This window comes from Burkholderia sp. 28_3 (genome assembly GCF_003253915.1).
Classification (GTDB): domain Bacteria; phylum Pseudomonadota; class Gammaproteobacteria; order Burkholderiales; family Burkholderiaceae; genus Burkholderia; species Burkholderia cenocepacia.
Map to the genome: position 1 here is coordinate 108,584 of NZ_QKZF01000021.1, position 23,299 is coordinate 131,882.

25 protein-coding genes are annotated in these 23,299 nt (G+C 62.0%); all 25 read right to left on the bottom strand.

All coding sequences use genetic code 11. The features are described from left to right. Positions 1-27: 27 nt before the first annotated feature. Complete coding sequence (locus DFS13_RS40015; protein ID WP_134163176.1) at positions 28-2,055, bottom strand: glycosyl hydrolase family 28-related protein; 2,028 nt, start codon at positions 2,053-2,055, stop codon at positions 28-30. A 7-nt stretch (positions 2,056-2,062) separates the two neighbouring features. Beyond that, positions 2,063-2,626 (bottom strand): DUF4376 domain-containing protein, encoded by a 564-nt coding sequence (locus DFS13_RS31520; protein WP_111442565.1) that lies wholly within the window; start codon positions 2,624-2,626, stop codon positions 2,063-2,065. Between the two features lie 12 nt (positions 2,627-2,638). Next, positions 2,639-3,844: a hypothetical protein gene (locus DFS13_RS40020; RefSeq protein WP_134163177.1), complete on the bottom strand. Its 1,206-nt coding sequence runs from the start codon at positions 3,842-3,844 to the stop codon at positions 2,639-2,641. Positions 3,845-3,856: 12 nt separating this feature from the next. Then, a complete protein-coding gene (locus DFS13_RS31525) occupies positions 3,857-4,498 on the bottom strand; it encodes a YmfQ family protein (RefSeq protein WP_111442566.1) in 642 nt (213 codons plus the stop codon). After that, a complete protein-coding gene (locus DFS13_RS31530) occupies positions 4,499-5,659 on the bottom strand; it encodes a baseplate J/gp47 family protein (RefSeq protein ID WP_111442567.1) in 1,161 nt (386 codons plus the stop codon). Beyond that, entirely contained in the window at positions 5,659-6,099 is a 441-nt protein-coding gene (locus DFS13_RS31535; RefSeq protein ID WP_111442568.1) for a phage GP46 family protein, read from the bottom strand. The genes DFS13_RS31530 and DFS13_RS31535 overlap by 1 nt, the downstream gene beginning before the upstream one ends. A 59-nt stretch (positions 6,100-6,158) precedes the next feature. After that, positions 6,159-6,782: a phage baseplate assembly protein V gene (locus DFS13_RS31540; RefSeq protein ID WP_111442569.1), complete on the bottom strand. Its 624-nt coding sequence runs from the start codon at positions 6,780-6,782 to the stop codon at positions 6,159-6,161. Continuing rightward, on the bottom strand, positions 6,779-7,933 hold the full coding sequence (locus DFS13_RS31545) for a phage baseplate assembly protein (RefSeq protein ID WP_111442570.1): 1,155 nt from the start codon (positions 7,931-7,933) through the stop codon (positions 6,779-6,781). The genes DFS13_RS31540 and DFS13_RS31545 overlap by 4 nt, the downstream gene beginning before the upstream one ends. Then, positions 7,930-9,360: a DNA circularization protein gene (locus DFS13_RS31550; protein ID WP_166677940.1), complete on the bottom strand. Its 1,431-nt coding sequence runs from the start codon at positions 9,358-9,360 to the stop codon at positions 7,930-7,932. Before DFS13_RS31550 ends, DFS13_RS31545 begins: the two co-directional genes overlap by 4 nt. Positions 9,361-9,371: 11 nt before the next feature. Beyond that, positions 9,372-11,267, bottom strand: coding sequence for a phage tail tip lysozyme (locus DFS13_RS31555; RefSeq protein ID WP_111442572.1), 1,896 nt, complete (start codon positions 11,265-11,267; stop codon positions 9,372-9,374). A 132-nt stretch (positions 11,268-11,399) separates the two neighbouring features. After that, positions 11,400-11,744 (bottom strand): phage tail assembly protein, encoded by a 345-nt coding sequence (locus tag DFS13_RS31560; protein WP_111442573.1) that lies wholly within the window; start codon positions 11,742-11,744, stop codon positions 11,400-11,402. An 8-nt stretch (positions 11,745-11,752) separates the two neighbouring features. Beyond that, positions 11,753-12,124 carry a phage tail tube protein gene (locus tag DFS13_RS31565; protein WP_111442574.1) on the bottom strand — a complete coding sequence of 124 codons (372 nt, stop codon included), beginning with the start codon at positions 12,122-12,124 and terminating at the stop codon, positions 11,753-11,755. Positions 12,125-12,185: 61 nt separating this feature from the next. After that, positions 12,186-13,670: a phage tail sheath subtilisin-like domain-containing protein gene (locus DFS13_RS31570; protein WP_111442575.1), complete on the bottom strand. Its 1,485-nt coding sequence runs from the start codon at positions 13,668-13,670 to the stop codon at positions 12,186-12,188. Further along, positions 13,667-13,867 (bottom strand): DUF2635 domain-containing protein, encoded by a 201-nt coding sequence (locus DFS13_RS31575; RefSeq protein ID WP_111442576.1) that lies wholly within the window; start codon positions 13,865-13,867, stop codon positions 13,667-13,669. The genes DFS13_RS31570 and DFS13_RS31575 overlap by 4 nt, the downstream gene beginning before the upstream one ends. A gap of 9 nt (positions 13,868-13,876) precedes the next feature. After that, on the bottom strand, positions 13,877-14,422 hold the full coding sequence (locus DFS13_RS31580) for an ATP-binding protein (protein ID WP_146610031.1): 546 nt from the start codon (positions 14,420-14,422) through the stop codon (positions 13,877-13,879). 14 nt (positions 14,423-14,436) lie between these two features. Next, entirely contained in the window at positions 14,437-14,760 is a 324-nt protein-coding gene (locus tag DFS13_RS31585) for a hypothetical protein (protein ID WP_060194794.1), read from the bottom strand. A 1-nt stretch (position 14,761) separates the two neighbouring features. Then, complete coding sequence (locus DFS13_RS40025; RefSeq protein WP_146610032.1) at positions 14,762-15,040, bottom strand: hypothetical protein; 279 nt, start codon at positions 15,038-15,040, stop codon at positions 14,762-14,764. Further along, complete coding sequence (locus DFS13_RS31595; protein ID WP_111442579.1) at positions 15,040-16,128, bottom strand: major capsid protein; 1,089 nt, start codon at positions 16,126-16,128, stop codon at positions 15,040-15,042. Before DFS13_RS31595 ends, DFS13_RS40025 begins: the two co-directional genes overlap by 1 nt. 81 nt (positions 16,129-16,209) lie before the next feature. After that, positions 16,210-16,887 (bottom strand): head decoration protein, encoded by a 678-nt coding sequence (locus tag DFS13_RS31600; protein WP_111442580.1) that lies wholly within the window; start codon positions 16,885-16,887, stop codon positions 16,210-16,212. Positions 16,888-16,926: 39 nt separating this feature from the next. Next, positions 16,927-17,541: a hypothetical protein gene (locus DFS13_RS31605; protein ID WP_111442581.1), complete on the bottom strand. Its 615-nt coding sequence runs from the start codon at positions 17,539-17,541 to the stop codon at positions 16,927-16,929. Positions 17,542-17,561: 20 nt separating this feature from the next. Next, on the bottom strand, positions 17,562-18,452 hold the full coding sequence (locus tag DFS13_RS31610) for a S49 family peptidase (protein ID WP_111442582.1): 891 nt from the start codon (positions 18,450-18,452) through the stop codon (positions 17,562-17,564). Beyond that, on the bottom strand, positions 18,452-20,074 hold the full coding sequence (locus DFS13_RS31615) for a phage portal protein (RefSeq protein ID WP_241308671.1): 1,623 nt from the start codon (positions 20,072-20,074) through the stop codon (positions 18,452-18,454). Before DFS13_RS31615 ends, DFS13_RS31610 begins: the two co-directional genes overlap by 1 nt. 11 nt (positions 20,075-20,085) lie before the next feature. After that, positions 20,086-20,334, bottom strand: a complete 249-nt coding sequence (gene gpW, locus DFS13_RS31620) for a gpW family head-tail joining protein (protein WP_017918055.1) — start codon at positions 20,332-20,334, stop codon at positions 20,086-20,088. A gap of 10 nt (positions 20,335-20,344) precedes the next feature. After that, positions 20,345-22,426 (bottom strand): phage terminase large subunit family protein, encoded by a 2,082-nt coding sequence (locus DFS13_RS31625; protein ID WP_241308672.1) that lies wholly within the window; start codon positions 22,424-22,426, stop codon positions 20,345-20,347. 52 nt (positions 22,427-22,478) lie between these two features. Then, the gene (locus tag DFS13_RS31630; RefSeq protein WP_111442584.1) at positions 22,479-23,156 is read right to left on the bottom strand and encodes a hypothetical protein; all 678 of its coding nucleotides are present in this window, start codon (positions 23,154-23,156) and stop codon (positions 22,479-22,481) included. Positions 23,157-23,299: the final 143 nt, after the last annotated feature.

Here is a 23,299-nt window from a genome sequence, read left to right on the forward strand (position 1 = left end):
GCTCTGCATAGTCTTACGAGAACTGAATCAGCTACCTGCGCATAAAAACTGTACGGAATCAGTGCTGGTGCCCGAGAAAGTAATCGACGTGCCCGAGCTTTGGCTGATCTTTACCGCATTCCCGGCACTCGTATCGTTCGCAGTGCAGGTATAGGAAGACGACGAAGTGAAGGTTGCCGCCCCGGAGAGGGTGACGGTCGCAGAGCCGGACGACAGCGCGACGGTGCCTTGAACCATGTGCGGCGCGTTCACCCCTGTTCCGCCGACACTGAAGAGAGGCATCGCTCCGGTACCAATCGACGAAAAATTCCCCGCAGGAGACAAACTACCGATCAAGGTCTTCGTCGTGCCGTTCCAGGTGTACCAGCTAAACCCACCTGCAGTTCCTGCACCTTTCGCGTTGATAAAATCCGTTTCACCCTGGCTTCCGGAGGCATTCCATCCTAAGACGCTCGCACCGTTGGCGGTCCCATCCCCGGGTATCGCCCCAGAGGCGATGTTCCCCAGCAGATACCCATTCGTTCCGGCGATCACCTGCGTATTCGACCCCAGGCTTCCTGATGTCGAATAGTTCACAACATCGGTATTGCCTGCGATCGTGGCGGCATTCGCATTAAGGATCGACGTATTGCCGCTGTAGACGTTCCCAGATACTTTGATGTCTGCAAAATTGCTGGTGGTATTCGCCGCGATCGCTGCGCCTTTGTTGCCGTGAAATACGGACCTGGAAATGTTGATGCCGGTCGTAACGTCGCCCGCATTCGCGCCGGAGGTATCGAGCATCACTCCCGCGCCGGCAACCGTTGCCCCGTTATTCTCGAATGTGTCGGCGACGTTCACAAACATCGGTGGCGCACCTGCGCTGACCGCGTTGTTATTTACGATGTACATGCCGTAGCCAGGAGTCGTACCGGAGCCCGGATTGTCGTGCCAGCGATTCCCAGAAAAACTGTAATTGCTACCGGTAGTGACGTACGCACCGGTATTGAAATTTGATGCGTCAAAGCCGGTCAAAGTAACGCCATTGGTCGCGGTAAATGCCACTCCAGTATTGTTGTTGCTCGCGTTCGGCGGATCAACAATCACGCTGAAACACTTGATACCCGGCGATGACGATGAAATGGTCGTCCCGTTCCCTGAGCCAACTGCATGGAATCCGTTGATACGGACGTTCTGCAGATATGCAACATCCATGCATTGGCCGCCAGCGTCTAACGTCTGATTCTCAATGACGCCGTTCACCCACCAGTCGCCCGCGATTGCCGTGCCGGCTCCGCTGTAGTCGCCCGTGTAGTGAATGCTTCGGATCGCAAAGTTTACGCCGCTCGAGATCGTAATCCCGACATTCTCCTGACTAGCGTTCAGGCCGGCACGATTGCCCTGAATCGTCAGGCCCGACACCACAAAATTGCTGTCCTTATCGAAATGGAACGCCGATACCGGTGTTGGACCGGCAATGCTATTAGCGATCGTGATCGTCGCCCCATAGCCATCGATCTCGAAGTTGCTTTGAGACTGGACCAATACCGCCGGCGGATCGAAGGCGCAGCACGGTGCTGTCTGAGTTGACGAGAACAAGTACGTGCCAGGGGGAACGAGAACTCGCCGGTTGCTCGCAATGGCTGACCGGAAGGCCGGCGCGCTGTCTACCACTCCTGTCGGGTCTGCTCCGAAGTCCAGCACACTCACTGTCTCGGCGAATTTGCTCTGGTAACTGCGAGCGACGCTCCCCGTAACCGATGCCCGATATTGCAGCTGACTGGCTGCGCCCAAAGCCGTGTTTGAACCTGTACCGCCCGAAGCAACCGGAATCGGGGCCGAGAGTCCAGTGATAGAGCCGCCCGTGATAGTCGCGTTGGCACTGGAGATCGCCGGTACAGTCAGGGGCCCTGTGAGCGCCCCACCAGAGAGCGTGAGGACATTGGAAAATGCGTAATTCAGTTGGCCCGCAGTCAGTAGCTGCCCCGGGACAAAGGACACCTGCGAATACGCCGGCATCGTCAAAGCAAGCGCCATGCTCACCAAACCGATGAGAATTTTACGGACGATTTTCATTGGCCTATCACCAGGTAACAGCTTGAACAGCGGCGACAGTCGTCGCCATACCGATTTGAGCTTTGAGCGCTTGCTTATGCTGGAAGGCCGCCCAACCTTGATCGAGCATAGCCTGATACAGGCCTTGAAGATCGGCGAGGGTGAACGGAACCTGGGTATTGTCGGACGACACCCAGTAGAAGGCCGCCGGCACAGATCCAGTGATCGCATATCCCTGAGTCGTCTGCATGAGAATCTTCTGACTCCCATCATCCGCCTGGAATGTCTTGGTCATGCCACCGGCCGTCTTGTACAACACCGGCTCGGTGATTGCGCTCTGATATTCAGAATCGATGAGCGCGTTCTGGGCCGCCTGTGCTTGTGCAAGCGTAGGGCCAGCTGGCGCCGATACGATGCCATTCGTGCACGTCCAACCAACAGTTGCCCCCGGGACATTCGTTACATCAACAAATTCGGCAACGAGCTGCGCCGGGAAGCGAGTCGAGATCGGGATTTCCATTCCAGAATCGTCGAGCATCGGCTCAATGATTTCCGCGACCTTGCCGTTCTGGATCCATGCGTAGATCGACATATTTTCGCCCTTTTACGCGTATTCGTAGACGATGAGGACGCCAGGCAATCCACCGGCGCCCGCAACAGCAACATTGCTCGCGCTTGCGTCCGTACAGCAACCACCTGCGCCTGCGCCAAACCCTTGACCTTGAACTGCATTCGCAGCTGCGCCAAGAGAGGCTCCCCCATTACCGAGCGGATTAGAGCCACCCGCGCCGCCCAAGATCCCGTTGTTCGTGCTGATACCCGGCGTGCCTTGACCACCAGAAATCGAAAGCAGCGTTCCGGAGCTCAACGCCGATGCAGAGCCGGCTGATGCTTCTGCGGTGATTGCTGTCGGATAGCTCGCATGGCTCAATGCCGACAGCGGAGCGGCAGCAATGCCGCCGCCGCAAGACATGACCGATCCGAATGAGGTTGTGCCACCGTTCGACCCAATTCCCCCGCCGCCGCCGATGGTCACAGGGATACCGCCAGAAAAACCGCCGGTCATCTGAAACTTGGCATACGCGCCAGAGCCGCCTCCGGCCGACAACGAGTAGTTTCCGGATCCGGGAGCGGCCAAACTGTTCGAACCGGCCCCCCCGCCGACCATCTCGATGATGATCTTGCTTGTGCCAGGCGTGGGCGTATAAGTGCCGTTCGCTGTGAAGCGCTGGACATTTAGGAGTTGCCCGGGGATCGCCCCGGTAAACTTTCCTCCCACACAATCAAGCAGAATCCAGCACAACGCCCCCGCATTGAGTAGCGGGCTAACGAAGGACATCAAGGTTGCGACACCATTCGCAACCAGTTCCCCCCCGCTCAGCGCTTGACCACTCAGGCCGAAAATCGGTGCTGCAGCCAACCCATCCGGTGCATATGTCGACGCGCCAGTATTGGTATGTGCGATCTCGATCATTTGCACCACGCCAGCCGAAGCCGGCAGCACGGCCATCGGGACCGGGTTCGCAGCTGCATATGCATTTGCCGATCCGGTGTCGGCAAGCAAAGTGCGCACGCCTTGAAGCGAACGGATTGCTCGAGATACCTGGTTGTAGGTTGTTTTGCTCGGCGCAATCCCGGCGGCGGCCAAGATGCTCATGAGCTCTTCCTGCACCATGTTCAACCAGTCGGCGTCTAAGATCGTCGCAGCCTGCCCAGTCGCGGGGTTGCCGCCGGTGAAATATCCTGGCGTGCCTGCTGCGGCCGGCACCGGAATCGAGGTGACGGCCGTCGTTTGATCAGTGCGAAACATCGCTTCTCCGGTTTAACTCAGCGTTGTCGAATCGAGGCGGAACGTCGAATCGAGGAAGCCTGGATTAGCCACGATTACGAGCGTATGAGCCGGTTTGAGGGTATTCATTTCACAGAGCAATACTGCGCTGCCCCACGACGCGAGCGGCTCGCCAGCGACCGAATGGCTGGCGCGAAAATAATTGATCGTCGTCGACGGCGCATTGATGCGCCATGTATGCGCCCACCCTTCAACGCCGACCGAATCGCCTGCCGCGTGCTGCCCTACGCGAAACGGCGTGAACTCGCTGACTGTTATGTCGAAGCCGAGGTTCTTCGCGTAGTTGATGAAGTACGAAATCGACGCGCCACCGCTGTTGGTGAAGCGCGCAACTACTTGGGCCTGTCGCTGAGCGAGCGTTGGCGATTCGCCAGCACATGGATCGGGCAAACCGAGAGCCGCCTCCCACTCAGGAAGCAGCTCGACCGTCGTCGACGGGAAAGCGTCAACAAGCAGATAATTGTTCGCGGCGACGTGGCGCGACCAGATCGGCGCGAGCGTCGCGATCGTCTTGCCCATGACCGAATACGGATCACGCGGCCACGCGAGCCCCCGCGGCATGAGCGCCATCAACGCCGACGTGAAGTCGGACGCGGAATAATTCGGTGCTCTCATTTACGGAAGCCACGTGATAGTGCCGAGCACAGGCATCTGGCCAGTGGTGCCGACGATGTTCTGAAGCGGCGACGTAATGACGAATCCCTGCGTGCCGGTAATCGCCGCGATCGCCGAATCGATATAGGACCGGTCGACGGTACCGTTCTGGTTTCCGGGCCCGACGGGCGAGCCATACAGCACGAAGATGCCCGAAATCGCCGACGCAATCGCGGCCTTCTGCGCGACCGTGAAGTTCGCCGAACCGGTGATCGTGAAATCGATAGCGGACGGAATCGGCCCACACGAATACACAAGCGCCGTGACGGGGCGCAGCGGAAAGATCCAGTCTGCGACTGTGAGCTGGTCACCCGTAGCCACCACGCCACGCTTCTCGTTCGTCGCGACGCCATCGGTTCCGACCGGAAACCCGTTGTTTCCAGACTCGGCCTGGTCGAACATCGTATAGACGACAACGGTGCCCGGGCCAAAGCCGACAGGATTGCACCACGCTCGCGTCACGCCGGCGACCTCGCGCGCCCAGCGCACGTAATCCGATTCTGAACCGCCCTGCGCAGGATTCTGGTACGCGAACAGCATGCGGGAGCGCAGGCTGTCATCTTTCTCGATGTCGGCGCCCCCGGTAAATGCCACCGACACCTTCCCGGTGGAGCTGATGCCGGCAATCGAGACGCCGAGCGTCATCGACGTCCCGACGGCGCAATTCCCGAAAATCCCGGTCAGGCCAGAAGGGTCGGCATTCGCCACGGCGTTGACCGTGACCACGCCGTTCGCGATCATCCCTTGGCCGGTCGTGGTGTAGCCGACGCCGTCGCTACGGCTGATGGATGCACCCGCCGGAATCGTGTTGCTCGTGCCAGGCGCGATAGCGAACTGGATTTGCCCGGGAGTCGTCGCACCGGCCTGCGTCGCCGGCTCGCGATAGACGCCCTTCAGCGCCGCCCACGCTTCCAGATATTCATCTTCGGCCGTGAACGGATTCGATTGCTTCGCAATGTAGTCGGTATAGCCGTACTGCAGCTGCGCCAGGCCAGCAAGCGCCCGGCCGATAACGCCGAGACTCGAGAACCGCAAAAGCGGATCGGTACCCGGCAGTCCGCTCTGGATGTCGGCCGCGACTTGCACCTTGAGCTCGGAAAGTGTAGGACGAAGATACGGCATCAGTTAATTCCTTCCCAAGCCCACACATATCGACCGTCATGAAGCACGGCGCCGTTCTTGATGACGACAACCCGCGCGCCGAGCACGCCACGGCGCACCCATTGCGTCGTGATTTCGATTCGACCGGCGACGCCGTCGTCGATCAGCCACTGCAGCGCCTCGGCGATATAGTCGTAGGCCCGCTGTGCGGTCTGCGTGGTCTGCTTCGCACGTTTCAGCAGCCACATCCGCGAGCCGATCGGCACGCTGTCGTCGGCCCACCACCCACGCCGGTCTGTTGAACCGTCCGGAATGACGTCGTCAGCGCTCGCCTCGCGGTCGGTGAAGACGCTGATCAGCACGGCGCTCGCGAGATCATCGCCGGCGAGCAAATCGGCACCGGCCAGTACCCAATCGGCGTGATTGGTCGCGCTATCCCATGAAAGCGTGATGTCGGGCATGTCGTGCAGGCAAAAAGAAACCCGCCGGAGCGGGTTGGTTGTCTCAGTGCGCCGCAGCGCTACATTTGCTGATTCGGCACGTTCGAGGTGATCGTCGAGTCGCCGCCCTGTACGTTCACTACGTTGTGCGTATGCGAGTCGTACAGCTCGCGCATGCCCTTCATCGTCTCGCTGTTCGTGCCGGTGTTGTCCTGCATGTCGCCGGTCGACGAAAGCATCGGTGTATCGAATTCGGATCCACCGGGCGCGACCACGCTGAACTTCCCGCCGGCCACGATCTTGAAATCGCCGCTGCAGCTCCATGTAACGTTCGCCGCATCGTTCACGACGACGTCCTGCCCTTTCGCGTCGACGACGATGCTTCCGTTCTTCAGGTAGACGCTCTTGCCGTCCTGGCTGTACAGGATCGATTCGCCAGGCGCGAGCCCACGCGGCCGCGATTCTTGGTGGTTGGTGCCTACCACCGCGCCGGCCGACCGGTCGCCGGCGACGTGCAGGGCGAGCGCATCCGAACCAATCGGCGGATTCGACGAAAATCCGAATTCCGGCACGCGGTACCGGCCGGCAGGTACCTCCAGGCCGTTCATGCGAAGCTGCACGATCTGCACCGGCCCCGTGTCGTCGACCAACGTGATCCGGCCACGCCCGAACAAGTTCCGGATGCGATTCAAAATCTCCATCATTGCGGAACCCTACTGAAGTCCGGGCCGACCGGATTGAGGATGATCGGCTCCTGATAGAACGCCTGCGGCGGCATAATCGTCAGCTCGGCCGACGTTCCCTGCTCGCCCTTCTTGTACGTCACGTCCGAGATCAGCCACCGCTTCTTCGGTAGCTTCAGCGACGGAAGATCGATGTCGACGAGCACGTTCGGCTCGTACAGGGAACCTGCCGAATCGCGCCACGAATCCGTGACGAGTCGCACTTGATACGACCGGCCGATCCGGTACGCCATTTCCCAGTTCGCACGCTGCAGGGCAATATCCCTGCCGCCGTTCACATTCTCGGAAATGATCGCCCTATATCGAAAACGCGACACTGTGCTGTCGTTCACGGTGGAAATGATATTTCCCCCGTCACCGATGTCGCGCAGCGTGTCGAGCCCCTGATACGCTGCGTCGTACCTTGAGAATCGGCCATCCATTGCCATCATGAACGAGGCCGATGCGACGTTGATTCCCTCTGTAAAGCCACTCGAAGCTACCCGCGTGCCGATTGACGTGTTGCGGGTACGCGTAGCCGGGCCACCGGACGCGAAGATCAGGCCCCCGTCCGGCATGTCGTACAGCAGCAGCCCTTGGTAACGGCACAAAAGTTCGAGTACCGAATATGACGTCTGGCCAACCATGACGTTGACCTGCTCGATCGGCGCACCGACATCGGTGCCATCTGCGACGCTGGACGCAATCCCATACGGCGCGCATAGCGCCGCCGCGATCTTGTCGACCGTCATGTTGAGCAGTTGGCCACCATCGATGAACGCTGCGCAATCGACGAGATCCTGACACTTACTGCGGCCGGTAATTCGAACACTATGCTGATTGCCACTGTACGACGGCATGTAGCGGTCGACGAAGCCTGTCAGCACAAGGTCGTCACCGAGCACGACTTGCACCCAATCTCCGGGTTGCGCGAGGATCTCGCCAACGTCCGGATACGGCTCCGTATAGCTCACTTCGAAACTCGACGGGCAGCGCTCGATACCGCGCGAGACGGTCACGTCAGTCCATCCGGTGATCGAACGCGCATTCGACGTCGTGAACGTCTCCTGCCCGGGTTTGGCTGCCGGATTGAACGTGCAGGTTGCGACCTTAAGGGTTACGTCGTCGTTCATTTCGCCAGCGCTTGAAACGCAATCGGACAGAATGCCGGGTGAATCGGATCGATCTGCTGCAGCAACTGCGCCTCACGCGTCACGTCGTCGTAGATGCGTTGCGCGAGCACCAGCGACGGCAACGTCGCGTTGAACGAGAACGTCGCGAGCGTCGCAAGGTCTGCCCCGCGCGCGGTCAGGTCCGCATAGACGGCGCGGCGCAGCGATCGCAGTGCGACGAACGTATCGTCGTCGCCGGCGTCGCCCGCTACGCCGATCTCAGCGTCGTATAGATCGAGCGCGTTCGACAGAACCGTCGCCGCATCCTGCTGCGATGATGGCTGGTAACCGGAGAGTGTCACCGCGAGCTGCGCCAATGCATACCGGCGCAGCAGCGCTGCCGTCGCAATCTGTACGACGTCCATCGATGCGCCGATCTGCCCCGGCACGATCACATCTGCGGGCGAATACCGTACGAGCCCGCTCACTAATCGCACGGCATCCGCCGGATCGTTCGCCGATGCTGCGACCGCGGCGACGAACGCATCGACGGATAAGCCGAGCGTGGCGGTGTCCGACGGATTCGCCGCGGCCGCCTGCATTGCCGCGCCGGCGGACACGACAGCGGCCCGTCCGGCGGCCGACGCCGCAAGCAAATCGGCTGCGGTGGTGCTCGGCGACGCCTTCGCATTGCTCGCCGAGTAGCCTGAATTGCCGCCGCCGAAGAGCCGACCGAAGTTGCCGGAGAGCGTCGACACAGCACCGATCACGCGCTTAACATCGTTCACGGCCGTGACGCCAATCTGATACCAGGAAACCACGGTCGAAACAGCCTTCTGCACGACAGCTGCACCGTTCCGAATGTCAGCCGCGATGTCCTTTGCGTAGTCGAGCAGTCCCTTTTCCTTCAGGTTCGCCGCGTTGCTCGCGCTATCGTCGGCCGTCGACACCTGCGTCGTCGGAAACTTACGAGGACCGGACTTAATCAGGGTCAGGCGGATTTCAAACACCGCCCCGAGATCGAGGCGCTCGATAGTCTCGACGCCAAGGCAAGCGACGCTATCGATCGTTCCGAACGTCGGATGCACAAGCGTTGCATTGTCCGGCCCTTCGCATACAGCCAGCAGGCTATCGCGCTGCTCGATTACCGCACCTGCACCTGTCTTGAGATCGTTTTCCAACAGAAACCCGATCACTTCGAACGCGCGCGGCTTCTTGCCGAGAGGTTCAGCCCACACGTCGTCACGAAACGGGTACGTGTGGACGGACCTGTTCTGGCCGGCAGAGGTCCGAATCTCGAACACTCCGAACGGCACGCCGCCGAAGCTGGCCGGCTTCAGGTTCGAGGCCCAATCTCCGGTCAGCAGCGAACCAAGGTTGTCGGCAGCCGATGCAAGACCGCCAATGCTGCCGACAACGCTCAGGACATCCGTTGTCGTCGATGCCACTGCGATCCCCCTTAGATTCCGTCGAGACGGTACTCGACTCGCGTCGGCAGATAGTTTCCTTCAGCCGTCTTCGCCTCGGCCCGCATACCTTGTGGAACGTTCTTCATATCGAGGGTGATATTCATTGACTGCTGCTGCATGCCCCTGACCCGAGCATCATGGACATCCGCAGTGGCGCCCTCGCTACCGGCCCCATTTGCGTCCGGAGCCGCCACTTCTGGAGGCATGACCCCGGCAAGCGCATTCGCGAGTGATCCGCGCTTGTCCATCTCGAGATCCACGTTCTTCGGACGCTCGTAGAACTTGGAAACCAGACGCCCCGCATCCTGGGCGCTCGTTGCGCCATGAAGCCGTTGCCCAGCCGACCAATATTTGCCGTTCCGCAACTCGTGATTCATAAAACGTAGTTGCTCTTCCATGGTCGAGCCACGAATGTCATGGCCAGCCCACGCCTTGAAATCTGCCTGGCGGTCCGCATGCCACTGCCCGATCCCATAAGCCGCACCGTTGTCGCCAACTACACCGGGGTTGAGATTGCTCTCGATCCAGAGATTCGCGACCATTCCGGCTGCCTGCGCCTTAGACCATCCCATTGCCTGAAGTGAAGCCATTGCGGCGGCCGTCTTCGGATCCTTCGTGGCAGCCTCAGCAACAGCACGATGCTGTTTTCCGACCGGGTCTCCATCCCATCCCTCACCGGCTTTCGCCTGATGCTTCGCTACCTCTTCGCCCTCCCCCTCGTTAAGGTTCTTCGAATGGAGTAAAGCGAGAATCGCGGCCATCACTGGCGCGCTCGCCAGCCCAGCAAGAGCGCCGGCGGCCGCGGGAACAGTCACTGTGGTGAGGGTGACAAGGCTCGAAATGAGGCTCGCGACGCTTGCAATTGGACCGGCGAAGGACAGCGCCGCGATAGCGATCATCGCCCCCTTGATGCCCCCCATGCCGTCCCACATTTTCTTGACGCTTTTCGATACCCCGTCCCAGTCGACCTTGGAAATCCAGTCGACGAAGCGCTGAACCGCAGCCGCGAGTTTGTCAGCAATTTCCGCTCGATGCGTGTCGAGCCATACTGAAAACTGCTTCACAACAGGCTCGAGAACTGGAATCAGACCGGCGCCGATGGAGTTCCCCAGGCCCGACACTGAATCCTCGAGATCGTTGACCTCCTGCTTGAACTGCGTGGCTCGGGCGAGTTCGTCCGGCGTCGGCACGAGTCCCTTGCGGAACGCACGGGCCTTGTCTTCATCATATGTCCCCTGCTGAAGCATCGGCAGGAGGCCTCCCATACCCAGTGCGTCCGCAGCTGCGCGCTGTGTAACGGCGCTGCGTTGGCCGGCGATCGCCTTCATCAGCCTTTGCTGGGTGGTGTAGTAGTCGACGGTGCCGTCTTTGTTCCGCTGGATCTGCACCCCTATCTTTTGCATCAGCACCAGCGCAGCCGGGTTTGCGCCGTTTGCCGCATCCCGGATCGCCATCTGCGACGACGAAATCGCGGAATCGAATTCGCTGGCCGAGACCCCGGCGCGCTTCGCCGCGACATGCCAGGCTGCGAGTTCCTGAGCGTTCATACCGAGTAGCTTCGACGACCTGTTCAGCGCGAAACCGAAATTGCCAAAACGATTCGTCAAGCCTACGACGCCCGCAACTGTTCCCGCCGCGCCAAGCGCAGCAAGTCCCGGTACCAGCTCGACGACTTTGTCGACGAGCGTGTGGGCAGCTCGTGCAGCCGACTCCAAACCCTTCGTCAGTTTCTCGAAGCTGCGCGTGCCGACGGCGCCCACGCCAGCAAATCGCTTTTGCGCCTTATCGATCGGAGCAGTGATCTTCGAGAACGCAGCCGTAATCTTCTTTGCCGCGGCAGTCGCATCTTCTTCGGTGCGGATTCGCAGAACGAATTCTTCGGCCATAACCTCAATCCTTCTTGGACATAAGCGCCGCGTGATATGCGTAGTCGCGCACTTCGCTCAGTGTCATCTCTTTCGTTTCGCTCGGCTGCCACCCCCACCAGCGCTCGACGACCTTGACCTGGCGCTCCCAATCTACTGGGAGCCCCCCTCGTTTCCCTCGGGGTCGTCCTCGTCGGGCGGCGTCAGAAAAAACGACAGGTATTCCTGCGCCTTGTAGTAGTCGCGTGCCGAAATCTTGTCGATGCCCAACATGGGGATGCCGGCCTGTTCGCTGATCAGCGTCTGAAACGCATCGAGCGCACCTTTGGTCGGAACCATCTTCACGAACGCCTTGATCTGGCGGAGATTCGGCTCCCGCAGCTCGAGTTCCGTGTGGACCGTGTCGCCGTCCTTGCCGGACAGCGTGATCGGCTCGGAGAGCTCGATCGTGATCGTCGACGGCTGGATTTTCCGGGGCTTCTTTTCGTTCTCTTCCATCACTCGCCTCAAGCGGTTTGTTCGGTGACTTCGGGACCTTCGAACGACACTTCGAAGGTCGCTTCTTCGGTGTCGACTTCTTCGGCCTCGACGGTGCCCATGTTGCGGCCGGTGACGATCTTCCCGTTCGCGAGCTCCAGCACCACGGTGGAATTGCGCATCGCGTTGAAGTCCGCGATCGACAGGCCGCCCGAATCGCGCAGCGACATCTTGATCGAGCCCGGGCGGGGCATTTCCTTGAAGCCGTGGAAACCGTCCTGACCCATAAGCGTGTCGCGCTTTACCTTGGCAACGCTGTAACGCGCCTTGCCCTCGAGCTGGTAGGTAACGCCATCGATCTTGGCGTTGGTGATCCCTGCGAGCAGTTGGCTACCCGACATGTGTTTCTCCTAAGAATGAAAAAGCCACCCGAAGGTGGCGATCTCTGGCCGTCGAGCGGCGTTACTGCAGCCGGAACTGCACCAGCGTCGCGAACGTGCGCATCTGGTTGACCGGCGTGCCGGGCCAGAGGATGTCGACGCGGTTCGGGTTGACCGTATTCTTCTGCACGACGAGCGCGGCAGCGAACGCCGCTTTGCCCTGTACGAAGCCCGCGTCGACGCGCTCGTTGTAGAGCGCGATGATGTCGGACTTGATCGTGCTCGGCGTAACCAGGTTCGACCCGGCAGCCGGCCGCGAGCCGTCATCCGCCAGCTTGGGCCGCGCATACTTCGACGACAGCATTGCCAGCAGCGTCCGGATCTCCAGCACGAGCTGGTACATCGTTTCGACTTCGAGATAGCTGTCGTCATCGACACCCTGCGCGTTCGTCTGGTAGGTCGTGATGATGTTCTCGGTCATCACGGTACCGTCGTTCGCCACGGTGAACGTCGACATCCCGTCGAACAGCAGCGTGTTGCGAATCGACGGCTGCCAGCGCTTCTCGACCGCCGGCGGCAGCACGCCATTGAGCGGCAGCGACTGCAGCGGCACGCCCGGATCGGCGCGAACGCTCACCGCCGCCTGCCCCGCGAGCGCCGCGGCCCAGATCCACGACGGCGTCGGGCTGCTGTCGGCCGGCAGGATGGTTTCGTGCTGGTTGTTCCGCGAGTTGCCGAGCGTCGTCGATTGCGAGTACGTGCCCGCGAAGCCGCCGAACGAATGGCCGTATAGCTGCTCGAGGTAGCTCCAACGCCCGTTCTGGTCGTTGAGCAGCGCCTTCACGGCATCGAGAGAGGCGGCATCGTTGTACGGATTGACGATGAAGTCGAACGACTCCGTCCCGAGATTGCCGAGCGCAGTCGTGAGCGACGGATTCGTCGCGCCGCCGGTCATCGCCGTAATCGTGTACGCCAACCCCGCGGGCAGCACTTCGCCGTTGGTCGTGCCGCGGTAATTGAAGCGGATGTCGATCTCGTTGCCGCTTAGCCCCTTGTTGACCGCCGTGAGGGTAACGACGCCCGCGGCGCTCGACGCCTCGACCGGAAGACCGGGGACGGCATTGACCGCGGCGGCCGCCGACGTCGCGACGTCCGCGACGGCCTGCCCAGCCGTGACCGGCACCGTAACCAGGTTCCCCGCGAGGTACAGCGACAGCGTGCCGTTTGCCGAGGGCGCAGCCGTGAAAGTCACCGAGCCAGCGGCCGCCGACGCGCCGGCGGCGTCAGCGACTGGCAGGATCCACAATTCGCCGAACGTATCGTTGAGCCGATACTTGGCGACCATGTTCGCCAGCATCGAATTCGCACCGCCGGCGGCCTGCGCGTCGCCGATGCCGCCACAGATAATGGGCACGTTCGGCGTTGCAGTGCCGGCCGCGGTCATCTGGCCGATGATCAGCGCGCGCTGCGTGGTCGCGCCGGTATTCGCCTGCGAGTTGTCCAGCTCGAACAGCGCGCCCGGCAGACGGTAGTTTTGCGGGATGACCCGGAACGGAATCGTGCTCATGCATTTTCACCTTCGGTTGCAGCGCGGGCGCTGGTCAGCTTGGCCGTCGTCGGCTGCTCGACGCGCACGACATCGCCGTCGTTGAGGATCCTGTTCCAGACAGGGCTGTCGTCCGGCACGTCGATGCCCTCTTCGGGCAAAAGCTTTTTCGTATGCGGGTCACGCACTTGCAGACCCGGGGCAGGTTTCACGCGCATGCGGCGCTCCTACGAAATGGATGGTGGAAACGGAATCGAGAACGTCGGCTGCACGGTGCCCTCGGGCATCACGACTGAACCGCCGATAGCCTCGAGAGCAGGCGGGTTGGATTGCCGGAAATCACTGGCGTCCTGCACGAACTCAAGCCCGATCTCGATCTCGACGCCGCCGACGTGCTCGCCCGCGTCACCGGGCCCGGGCTTTCCCCGGACCTTGAAGAACGCGTACTGCTGAATCTGGCTCATCAGCGGCCCGTAGTTGATGACCGCGCGCTTGACCTGGTCGCGCAGCGCCTCGAGCTGGCCGACCAAGTCAAGCGCGCCACCGTCGTCCGGCACTGCAAGCGCGCTCGCGCGCGCCTCGACGATCAGGCTGCAGGACACCGTGAAGGCCGGCGCGCCGTTGCGCCCGAACGACTCGCCGTCCTCGTCGAGCGGCATCGATACGAACAGCACCGGATATTCGTCGTCCCACGTCGACGCATCGCGCGCGCCATACACTCGCGCGCCGGCGTCCGTCTGCCCGATCAGCCCTTGCATCGCGGCCACGAGCAAATCGGTTTTCGTGGTCATTTCGCAACCTTGAGGATCAGGTTCAGCCAGCCGATGCCGTCGCTGTGTACGTCGAGCACCATGAAACGGTCACCCGTCTTCAGGCGCGTCAGCACATCGTTCTTCACAGGTTTCGCGGGGAAATCAGCAAGCCGCACGCCGATCGCCGGCGCCGTCGTCGTGTACCCGACCGAGCCGTCGTCCTTGTAGTAAGGCGTTCGGAACGAATCGACGACGACTCCGGTGACGGAAAAGGGCGCGCCGCCAGCGGCCGGCTGGTACGACACCGACTCGCCGAACACGCCGTTGATCGAGGCATTCAGCTGGTCGAAGTCAAACATGTCAGCCTCGCTGTGCCGTGCCCGACCTGGAGATCGACGGCCCTTGCGGCTGACCCGTATCGCGCCGTACGACTGCAGCGTCCGGATCGACAAGGAATCCATGCCGGCGCAGCGCAATCACTTCGACCTCGGGCAACGTCACTTCCTCGCCAGCGCGCACATCGGTGCCGTCTTCCAACCGCACCGTACGACCTCGTGCAACTGTCGCAGTGACCATGCGCACGTCGGCGGTATCGGCGCCTTTCACGGTCGGCGCATCGGGTTTCGTTGGGGAAGCCATTAGTTGCCCCCTGCGGTCTGTTGAATGACACGCGCGCCGAAACATGCATTCACGCGGCTCGGAATGACGATCGGCGACGATTGCATCATCAGGAAGCGCTGCGCCGGATCTTCCTTCACCCACGTTTTCGGCGCATACGGAAGCGATTCGTAGTTGAACGCCGGATCCATGATCTGCCCGAACGCGCGCGTGCCGATCAGGTTCGGGCCGCTCATGACGATTTCGCCGTCCGGGATCATCGGTCGCTCGACACCGTTTTCGTCGATGAACCAATCGTTGTAGAGCCAGAGGTCATACTGCCCCCATTTGCCCTTGTAAACGGCCCCCTGTTCGATCTGGGAGCCCGGATTGATGATGTTCCCGTTAACGTTCAACGACGGGAACACAATCGCGCCCTTCAACTCGGGATCGGCCTTGAAACCCTTCCACGCCGACGTCGTGAAAATGATGTCGGTTACCTTCGCGCCCGACTTCTGAAGGATCACCTGCTGCCAATTGTCGATGTCATCGGACGGAGAGGCGGTCGGGGTCCCATTGCCCGGATTGACGTTCGCTTTCGTCCATTGGCTGCCCCCCGTGAGAGCAACCGTCAGGGAGGGGTCGCGGCCGAAGTCAACGTCGACCGTTTCGAAACCTTCCCCCTCCACACGCACGACACCCGTACGCAGCGCGCTCGCGGCCATCCATTCCAGGCGGCGATTCAGGATGTCGACCTGATCGGTCATTTCCGCTTCGAGGTTCGCCATCTCGCGCTCGGCACCCTTGAGCTCGCCGCCAATGCGCTCCCCGATCATGCGGCGCACGGGCTTGCGCAGGTCCGGCGCGCGCTTGTCTTTGATGTATGCCGGCTTGAACTCGTCCGTCTGGTAACGTCGTTGCTCGACGAGCTTGCCTTCGACGAGAGGCGAGACGAACGGCGCCATCCGGCGCAGGCCGACGTCGACGTCGATCGACACCTTCTCGGAATCGGACATCACGATATTCGGGAAAAATTTGTCGAGCAGAAACTGCTGCGCCAGCTTCAGGTTCGGAACAACCTGAATCAGCGTGTTGGTGTCGTACACCAACGATCCTTGGGGCGTGGTCATCCCTCAATCTCCTTGATACGAATAGCCCCGCTGAAAACAAAAAACCCCGCCGAAGCGGGGTTTCTCGAAGCGGAGTCGGGTTTAAGTCGGGTCGGCAGCGGAGACCGAGGACTTGACGAAAATCGTGTTCTGCCGCAGCGCTGCGCGCAGCGAAGCGATGTCCCACGAGGGATCGAAATTCAGCGCGCGCGCGTTGACTTCGGCGGCGACGTACGCGCCGGCCGTCACCGGCCCGGCGCTGGCATCGGCATAGTCGGCCAAAATGGCCGACGGGATCTGGCTGCCGTCCGTCGCCGTCTTCACCGACAGCTTGTAGGTACCGACCGCGTCCTCGATCTCGATCGTGAACGTGTCGCCAGCCACGAAGGCCGTCGCACCGGCCGTGAGCGTGAAGCCGATACCGGATTGCGAATACGCGGTCCCGACCGTAGCCGGCGGCAGTGCATTGCCCTCCGGGTCGGTCACCGAGAACGTCGTTGCTGCGGTGGCCGTGAGCACGTAGGCACCGGCCAGCGCGCCGTTTGCGCTCACGCCGCCGATCGTGCCGTTGCCGGTATTCGAGGCGCCCGGCTCGGCGATCGCGTTCAGCGAGCTCACCATGCCAAGCACCGAGCCGCGCGGCAGCGTGCCGGAAGCCAGGATGATCGGCTGCGAGACGATTTGCAGCGCGCCCGCGATCAGCTGATCGGGAACGTAGGTTTCGGCCCAGATACCCGGCTGCTGCGGGTTATCGCCGATCGTGTTGACGGGAAGCGTCATGACTCTTTCTCCTTAACTCGTAACAGGTTGACCAGGCGATCAGGCTTCGCCGCGGCGCTTCTTGCCCGCCTGGACGATCTGTTCAGCCAGCGTCGGGGCTTTCGGCGTTACGCCGCCCGCCCCCGCGCTCGGGATGCTGGTCGACGCCATGCGGCTCGACAAGCTGGATGCACGACGCGGTTGCGCCGGCGCGTCTTCCGCACCGGCGTTGAGGGCCGCGATCGCCGCGCGCGAGGACATCTTCGTGTCGAACGCGAACACGCCAGCTTGGCGCGCGCGGCCGAGCTTGATGCCGTGCGCCATGATGCGGGCGCACCGCACACGCTCGCGCTGGCGCGCTGCGCTGGCCGTTGCGTCGTCGCCATCGTCGTCTTCGGAATCGTCATCGCCTTCTGCCGCAGCACGCTGTTCGGCTTCTTCACGTTCGCGCTCTTCTTCCGCCCGGCGGGCCGCCGCTTCTTTTTCCTTCTCTTCCTGCTCGGCGCGTTCCTTCTCGTCGAGATCTTCCATGCGCTTCGCGTAGTCCTCGTCGGACTCACCCTCGCGCTGCTTGCGCTCGTCGTCGTCACCGCCGCCTTCTTCGATTCGAGCGCCGGCCGCACGCGGAGCATTGCTCAGGAAGCTGGCGAACGGAGCCAAGATTTTCGATTTCATGTCGTTCCTTTCAATGGTTGTCAGCCAAGCTCTTCGAGCAGGGCGAGAAGCGCCTCGTCGGGCGCCATCACTGCATCGGCCAATCCGATGCTCACGCCGGCGTCGCCCATGTAGCAGGCGGCCTCCGTCTTGCGGACAACGTCCGCCGACAGGCCGCGATTGCGCGCGACCGTCGAGACGAACAGCTCGCCCATCGTGTTGATGTCGGCTTGCGCTGCCTGGTAGGCCTCTTTCGAGAGCGGGATCTCCGGATGGAAATCCGCCTTGCGCTCGCCGTAGGTGATGAACGTCACGGCCATACCGGCATTCGTCAGCGCCTTCGACCAGTCGACGTGCATCACAATCACGCCGATCGAGCCAACGCCGCCGGTGCGCGGCACGATTACGCGATCGGCCGCGCTGGCGATCGCGTATCCAGCCGAATACGCCGACTCGGTCAGGATCGACCACATCGGCTTGTTGCCGCGGTGCGCGTAGATCGTGTCCACGAGATCGAAACACCCGGCCACCTCGCCGCCGGGCGAGTCCACATTGAACACAATGGCCTTGACCTTCGGATCGGCGTGCGCGCGCAGGATCGCTTGGCGCAGACCGTCGTAGCCAGTCATACCGGACCACGGACGGAGCGAGCCAAGCTTCTGCACGAGCGTGCCCTGCACACTGATCAGGGCCACGCCAGTGTCCTCGATCATGTCGTAGCCAGGATCCGGAACACGCCCTTCACGCGAAAAGCTGTCGTAATCGTCGTCCCAGTCCTCCATCGCCATCGGCTTCAGGCGACCGCCTTCAAGCCGCGCGATCTGCGACACGCCGAGCCGATCCATCAGCGCGGCCATGATCACCTCGGCCTTCTCGCGGCGAATCGCGAGCGGCACGTTGAACAGCCGCTGCGCCATGTGCGCGAACTTCATCAGACCTCCTCCGGAATTGCGCTCGCTTCCTTGACGCTGTCGCCTACCAGCGTCGCCGGCGGCCGCAGGCCGAGATTGCGGTAATAGGCCTCTTCGACCGCACGCCGCTGCGCGACTTCGCGCCAATCGGTACCGCCCGTCTCGGCACACTCGTCCTCGAGCGACGAAAAGCCGCCCGCGACGCCCATCGATGCGCCCTGCCGCTCCTTCACGATGTCCACCAGACCGCGGCCCGGACCGAGCCACTTCGCGCGCGAATACGCCGCGCGCGCTTCGATGAAGTCGGGCACGTCGCCGAGTGGCATCGGGTAATCGTCGACTTCCATCGATTCCTCAAGCCAGCCCGTGTAGATAGGCTGCGTGTACGTCGCGGCGAAACCGAGGCGCCGCCGGTGAAACGTCTTCCACGCCTCGAGCATCGCCGAGCGGTATGCGCTGTAGTTGACCTCGGCCCAGTTCTGGCTGATCTGCTGCGCGGCCAGGCCCGTCGACGCCGAGAAGCTGCGCAAGAACGCGCTGTTAAACGCCGCGTAATTCGCACTCGGACGGTTCGCCATCACCGAGCCGATCGTCTCGCCCGGGAACAGGTGCGTCATGCCGACGTTGCCGAGCCGAGTCTTGCGCTCGGCGTGAAACGCTGCGCGTTCCTCCTGATACTTGTTTAGGCGATCAGGGCTTTGGAGCGCTTCCTCGACCAGATCACCGTCGAACGGGCTCTGGATATATGCCGCGAAAAACGCATTGACGATCGCGGCATCGAGCTCCGTCTCGTCGTACTTGATGAGCATCTTGAAGCGCTGCAGCACGGGCGTCAGGAAACCAACGCCTCGGTGCTGCGATGCCCTATCGTGCTCGTACGAATGGACGATGATCTGTCGCCCCCATTCCGTCTCGCGCGGAATCCGCTTCCAGCGCACGGACTTCGCGGCGCTGAACCAGTCGCCCTGGTGCGCCTCGCGAATGTGATACCAAGTCGGCGCGCCGAACTCGTCGACCTCGACGCCACCGCGCAGCGCTTGTTGGTCGAACTGCAGTTGCGGGTTCGATAGGCGATCGGGATCGAGCACCTGAAGCGCAGTCGCATAGCGCGCGCGGCCGACGCTCACCCGCTGTGGCAAGTAGTGCAGTTGGCCCAGGCCGTCGCCGTCGACGATCTTGTGTCGGAACGCAACCTGGAATAGGCCAGGTATCGGCAGCATCCGTTCGGCGTCGCAGTAGAAGCCGGGATCGTGCGCCCATGCCCGATAGTTCGCCTCGACCTGCTGACCGAATTCATCGGCCCAAACGTGATCGAATGCCTTGTTGCCGGTCAGCGCGCGCAGCGCGACGTGATCCGGCTTCGAGATCGGCCGGAAGTCCGGTCCGATGACGTTGTCGAGCGTCCGCATCACTGCGGCCGTTGCCCATCCGTCGTTACGGACCAGATCGCGCGCGCGGGCGGTGATCCGGTCGTGGTACATGTTGATCTCCCCATCGGGAGACCACAGGTACGGATTCCAGTCCTCGACGTGCGCACCGTACAGGTTCGCAGCGTCGTAGGGGGTCTGGCTCGCTCCGGACAGCATCGACGCACGCCCCTGACGCGGGGGCAACGGCTTGCCGTCCACGCCGAGAATTTGCACGGGATTGTCCATTAGCGATACACGAATCGAATTTGCCTGCGTGCTCGGCGCACGATGCCGAGCTGCTCTTGAAGTTTCGAGATCAGCCCGTCGAGAAGACCGAGATCCGTTTGACGGAAGGTGACCGAGCGCGAGCCGTCGCTCTGCGAGTAGCTCGCGCTCGCGACCGATTGGCCCGCGGCCAACTGATCGTAGGCCTTCAGCAGCGCGGTTAGCTGCGCCTGCAGGTCGGCCCTGCTGCGTCCATCGTATGCACCCATCACCACTCCGTTATGCGAGACGGCTCGCGCGCGATTTTCCACTGCCGCCCGATGCGCCTACCTTCTTCACCATCGGTCCGCGCGCCACCGCTACGACCGGTGGCGCCGCCGGCTGCTCGACCACCTCGTCCTGCTCGCCGCCTTCCGCGCTGGCCGCGGGCTTCGGCTCGATGTATGGCTTCGCCGTGAAGGTTGCCCCGACTTCGTCAGCCAGGCGGTTGAGCTGCAGCCCCTTATGGAACAGCGCGCATAGAGCCGCATACGCATATACGCGGCAGTCGAGCGCCTCGTTATGCTTCCCGTTCGGCAATTCCCACACCGTGAACCGGCGGTTTGCGATCGTCTTCTGCACGCGCCGCTCGGCGGTGAGCTGCGCGTAATAGTTCAGGTCGCGGTCGGCCGGGAAGTGCATATATCCCGGACCCGGCGTTTCGCGCTCGAGGCGCCGGTAGATCACGTCCTTCGCGGTGTTGACGCCGACGATCACCGGGCGATAGTTCGACTTCGTGCGCCGCGTCGGCTTCTTGGTCGGCCAAACCGGCGAGCGAGCGCCGTTCTTCGCCGACTCGCCCTTGATGCCAAAAATGTTCCGACCGAGGCGTGCCTTCGTGAACTCGTAGGCCTTCTGCGTGTTGGAGCCACCGGTATCCACGCACACAGCGTCGATCACGAACTCACGACCATCAGCGCGACGAAACCTCGACATGAGGTAGGCGTCGAGCGTGGCCCACACTTCGGGCTCGTTCGGATCGCCTTCGAATACGCGATAGTCGATCGACCAGCTTTCCTCATCCCGCCCCCAACCGACCACCTCAACCTCGAGGCGATCGGGCTGCGTATCGACGCCGGCCGAGAGAAGGGCGACGCCGGCGGGCACCTGGGCAGGCCAAACCTCGCCGCGCTTCGCGAGCGCTTCGAGGTCGAGGTTCTTCCCCGAGTGCGCGCGGTACGGCAGGCCTGCCTGCGTGTTCCACCAGGTTTGTTTCTTCGTCTCGTCCTGCTGCGCATCGACCCACTTCTTTGCGACCAGGTGCGGCCGGTCTTTCGGCCATGGGCTGTAAAGCTTCGACGCCTGGAAACCCGCATGCTCGTTGTCGACACCCCATGTCCCGCATTTCGGGCATTTCGCACGGTAGACGGCGTGCCGGTCCGAACTCCACCAGTCCCAAACCGCGGTAACAGCTGCGTCTGGATCGCCGGTCTGACCGCCGTCGCGCCACGCCTGCTCGTACGATTCAAGCGGAAGGTGACGCTCGCTGCAGCATTCGAACGGCTTGGTCTGATGCCAGCGCGCCGTCTGCAGCGCGCGCAAGCGCTCGCCTTCGGACCAGCCCGCGCCGCAGCACTCGCAATAAACCCGAGCGGTCTTCGTGTTGTGCGAGACGACGTTGCCTTGCGCGTCCTTCTTCTTTTCCCACTCGACGTGGCGGAAGAAGTCGAGAAACTGGCGGTGGCCACAGTGCGGGCATTCGACGCTCGCGCGCCGCATATCCGATTCCTTGTAGCTGTCCTCGATGCGGCTCTCATCCTGCACGGTCGGCGAACAGGCGCGGATCGACAGCCAGTTGCCGAACGTCGCCGTCCGCTCCTCCGCCAGGCTGATCGGATCACCTTCACGGGTGATCGGATACTTGTCGACCTCGTCGGCAAGGATCACACGCACCGGCCGGCGCGCCAGGTTGTCGGGACTGCCGGCGCCCGCGAGCGCGAGAAAGCCGCCCGGGAACGACTTGAACAGCAACGTCTCATCGGCGTTGCGCATCTTTGACGTGCCGACCAACTCGCGCAGCACCGGCGTCACCCGAATCAATGGCGCGATGCGTTCCTTGCTGAACTGCTCGGCCGCGTCTTCCTTCGGCTGCAACAGCAGCATCGGGCTCGGATCGAGGTGCGCGAAATAGCCGAATGTGTTTTCGAGCAGAGCGGTCTTCAGCATCTGCGTGCTGACCATCGCCGTGATGACGTGCACACCGGGTTCGGTCACGGCGAGCATCGGCCCGCGCGCCACCTCCACCGTTGCCGTCGACCAGTCGCCCGACGTGCTGCCGGCCTCTTTCGCCAGCTTGCGGAAATTGTCGGCCCAATCGGGCACACTGATCCGCGGCGGTGGCGTAAAGCCCTTGCGACCGTTTAGCCGCAATACATCAGCTTTTCCGCTTGACGAGCTCCGAGTCGTCGGGTTCTCCGAGTTCAGAGAGTTGCTTGTGGACATAGGCGGTCAGCACGTCGGGTAGCCGATCCGATTCGATGCCCAGGTCAGCCGCAATGAGCGGCGCATATTTCACCGGCCAGTTAAGCCACGCATCGCGCGCGGCACGGAAGACATCGAACATGACCGATTTCGCAAGGTCGACGTCGATGACCATCTGCGACTTCTGTTCGTATTCGAGCCGATTGAGCAGCGCGAGGTAAACCTCTTTGATGCGCTTCGCTTCCTCGATCGGCATGCTCAGGTCGACGGTCAGCCCCGCCGTCAGCCGCTCGGCCGCGTCCTCGGACGACTCGCCGGGCAGCAGGGCGATGACCTCATCAACGACGATACGCTCGGCGCGGCCACTCCCTTTCGGCTGTTCGTCGGGCGCCGGCGCGGCCGAGGCTTCGGTTTCATCCTTGGTTTCAGGTTTCGGATCAGATGAAACCTTGCCTCGGGACCGTGCGGCGCGCCCGTCAGTCGAATCCCGGTATTGCTTCAGCTTCTCGTTCGACGCCTCGACATCGACCTTGGAGCCTTGCAGGACAAGCCATCCGGACTTTTGCCACTTCGCGACGGCCGTGTGCGAGACGCCGTGCATCCGGGCGAATTCGGCTTTCGAGACGAGCATGGGATGAAACCTAGAAATGAAACCTGAAACCAAATTTCAGGCCTTGGCGCTAGGGAAACGCTGATCAATGGACCAACTTCCGAAGTTGCAGGCGAGATGGCTTCAAATTTTCTGGATGACGAAGCGAATCGGCGCTCAATTCA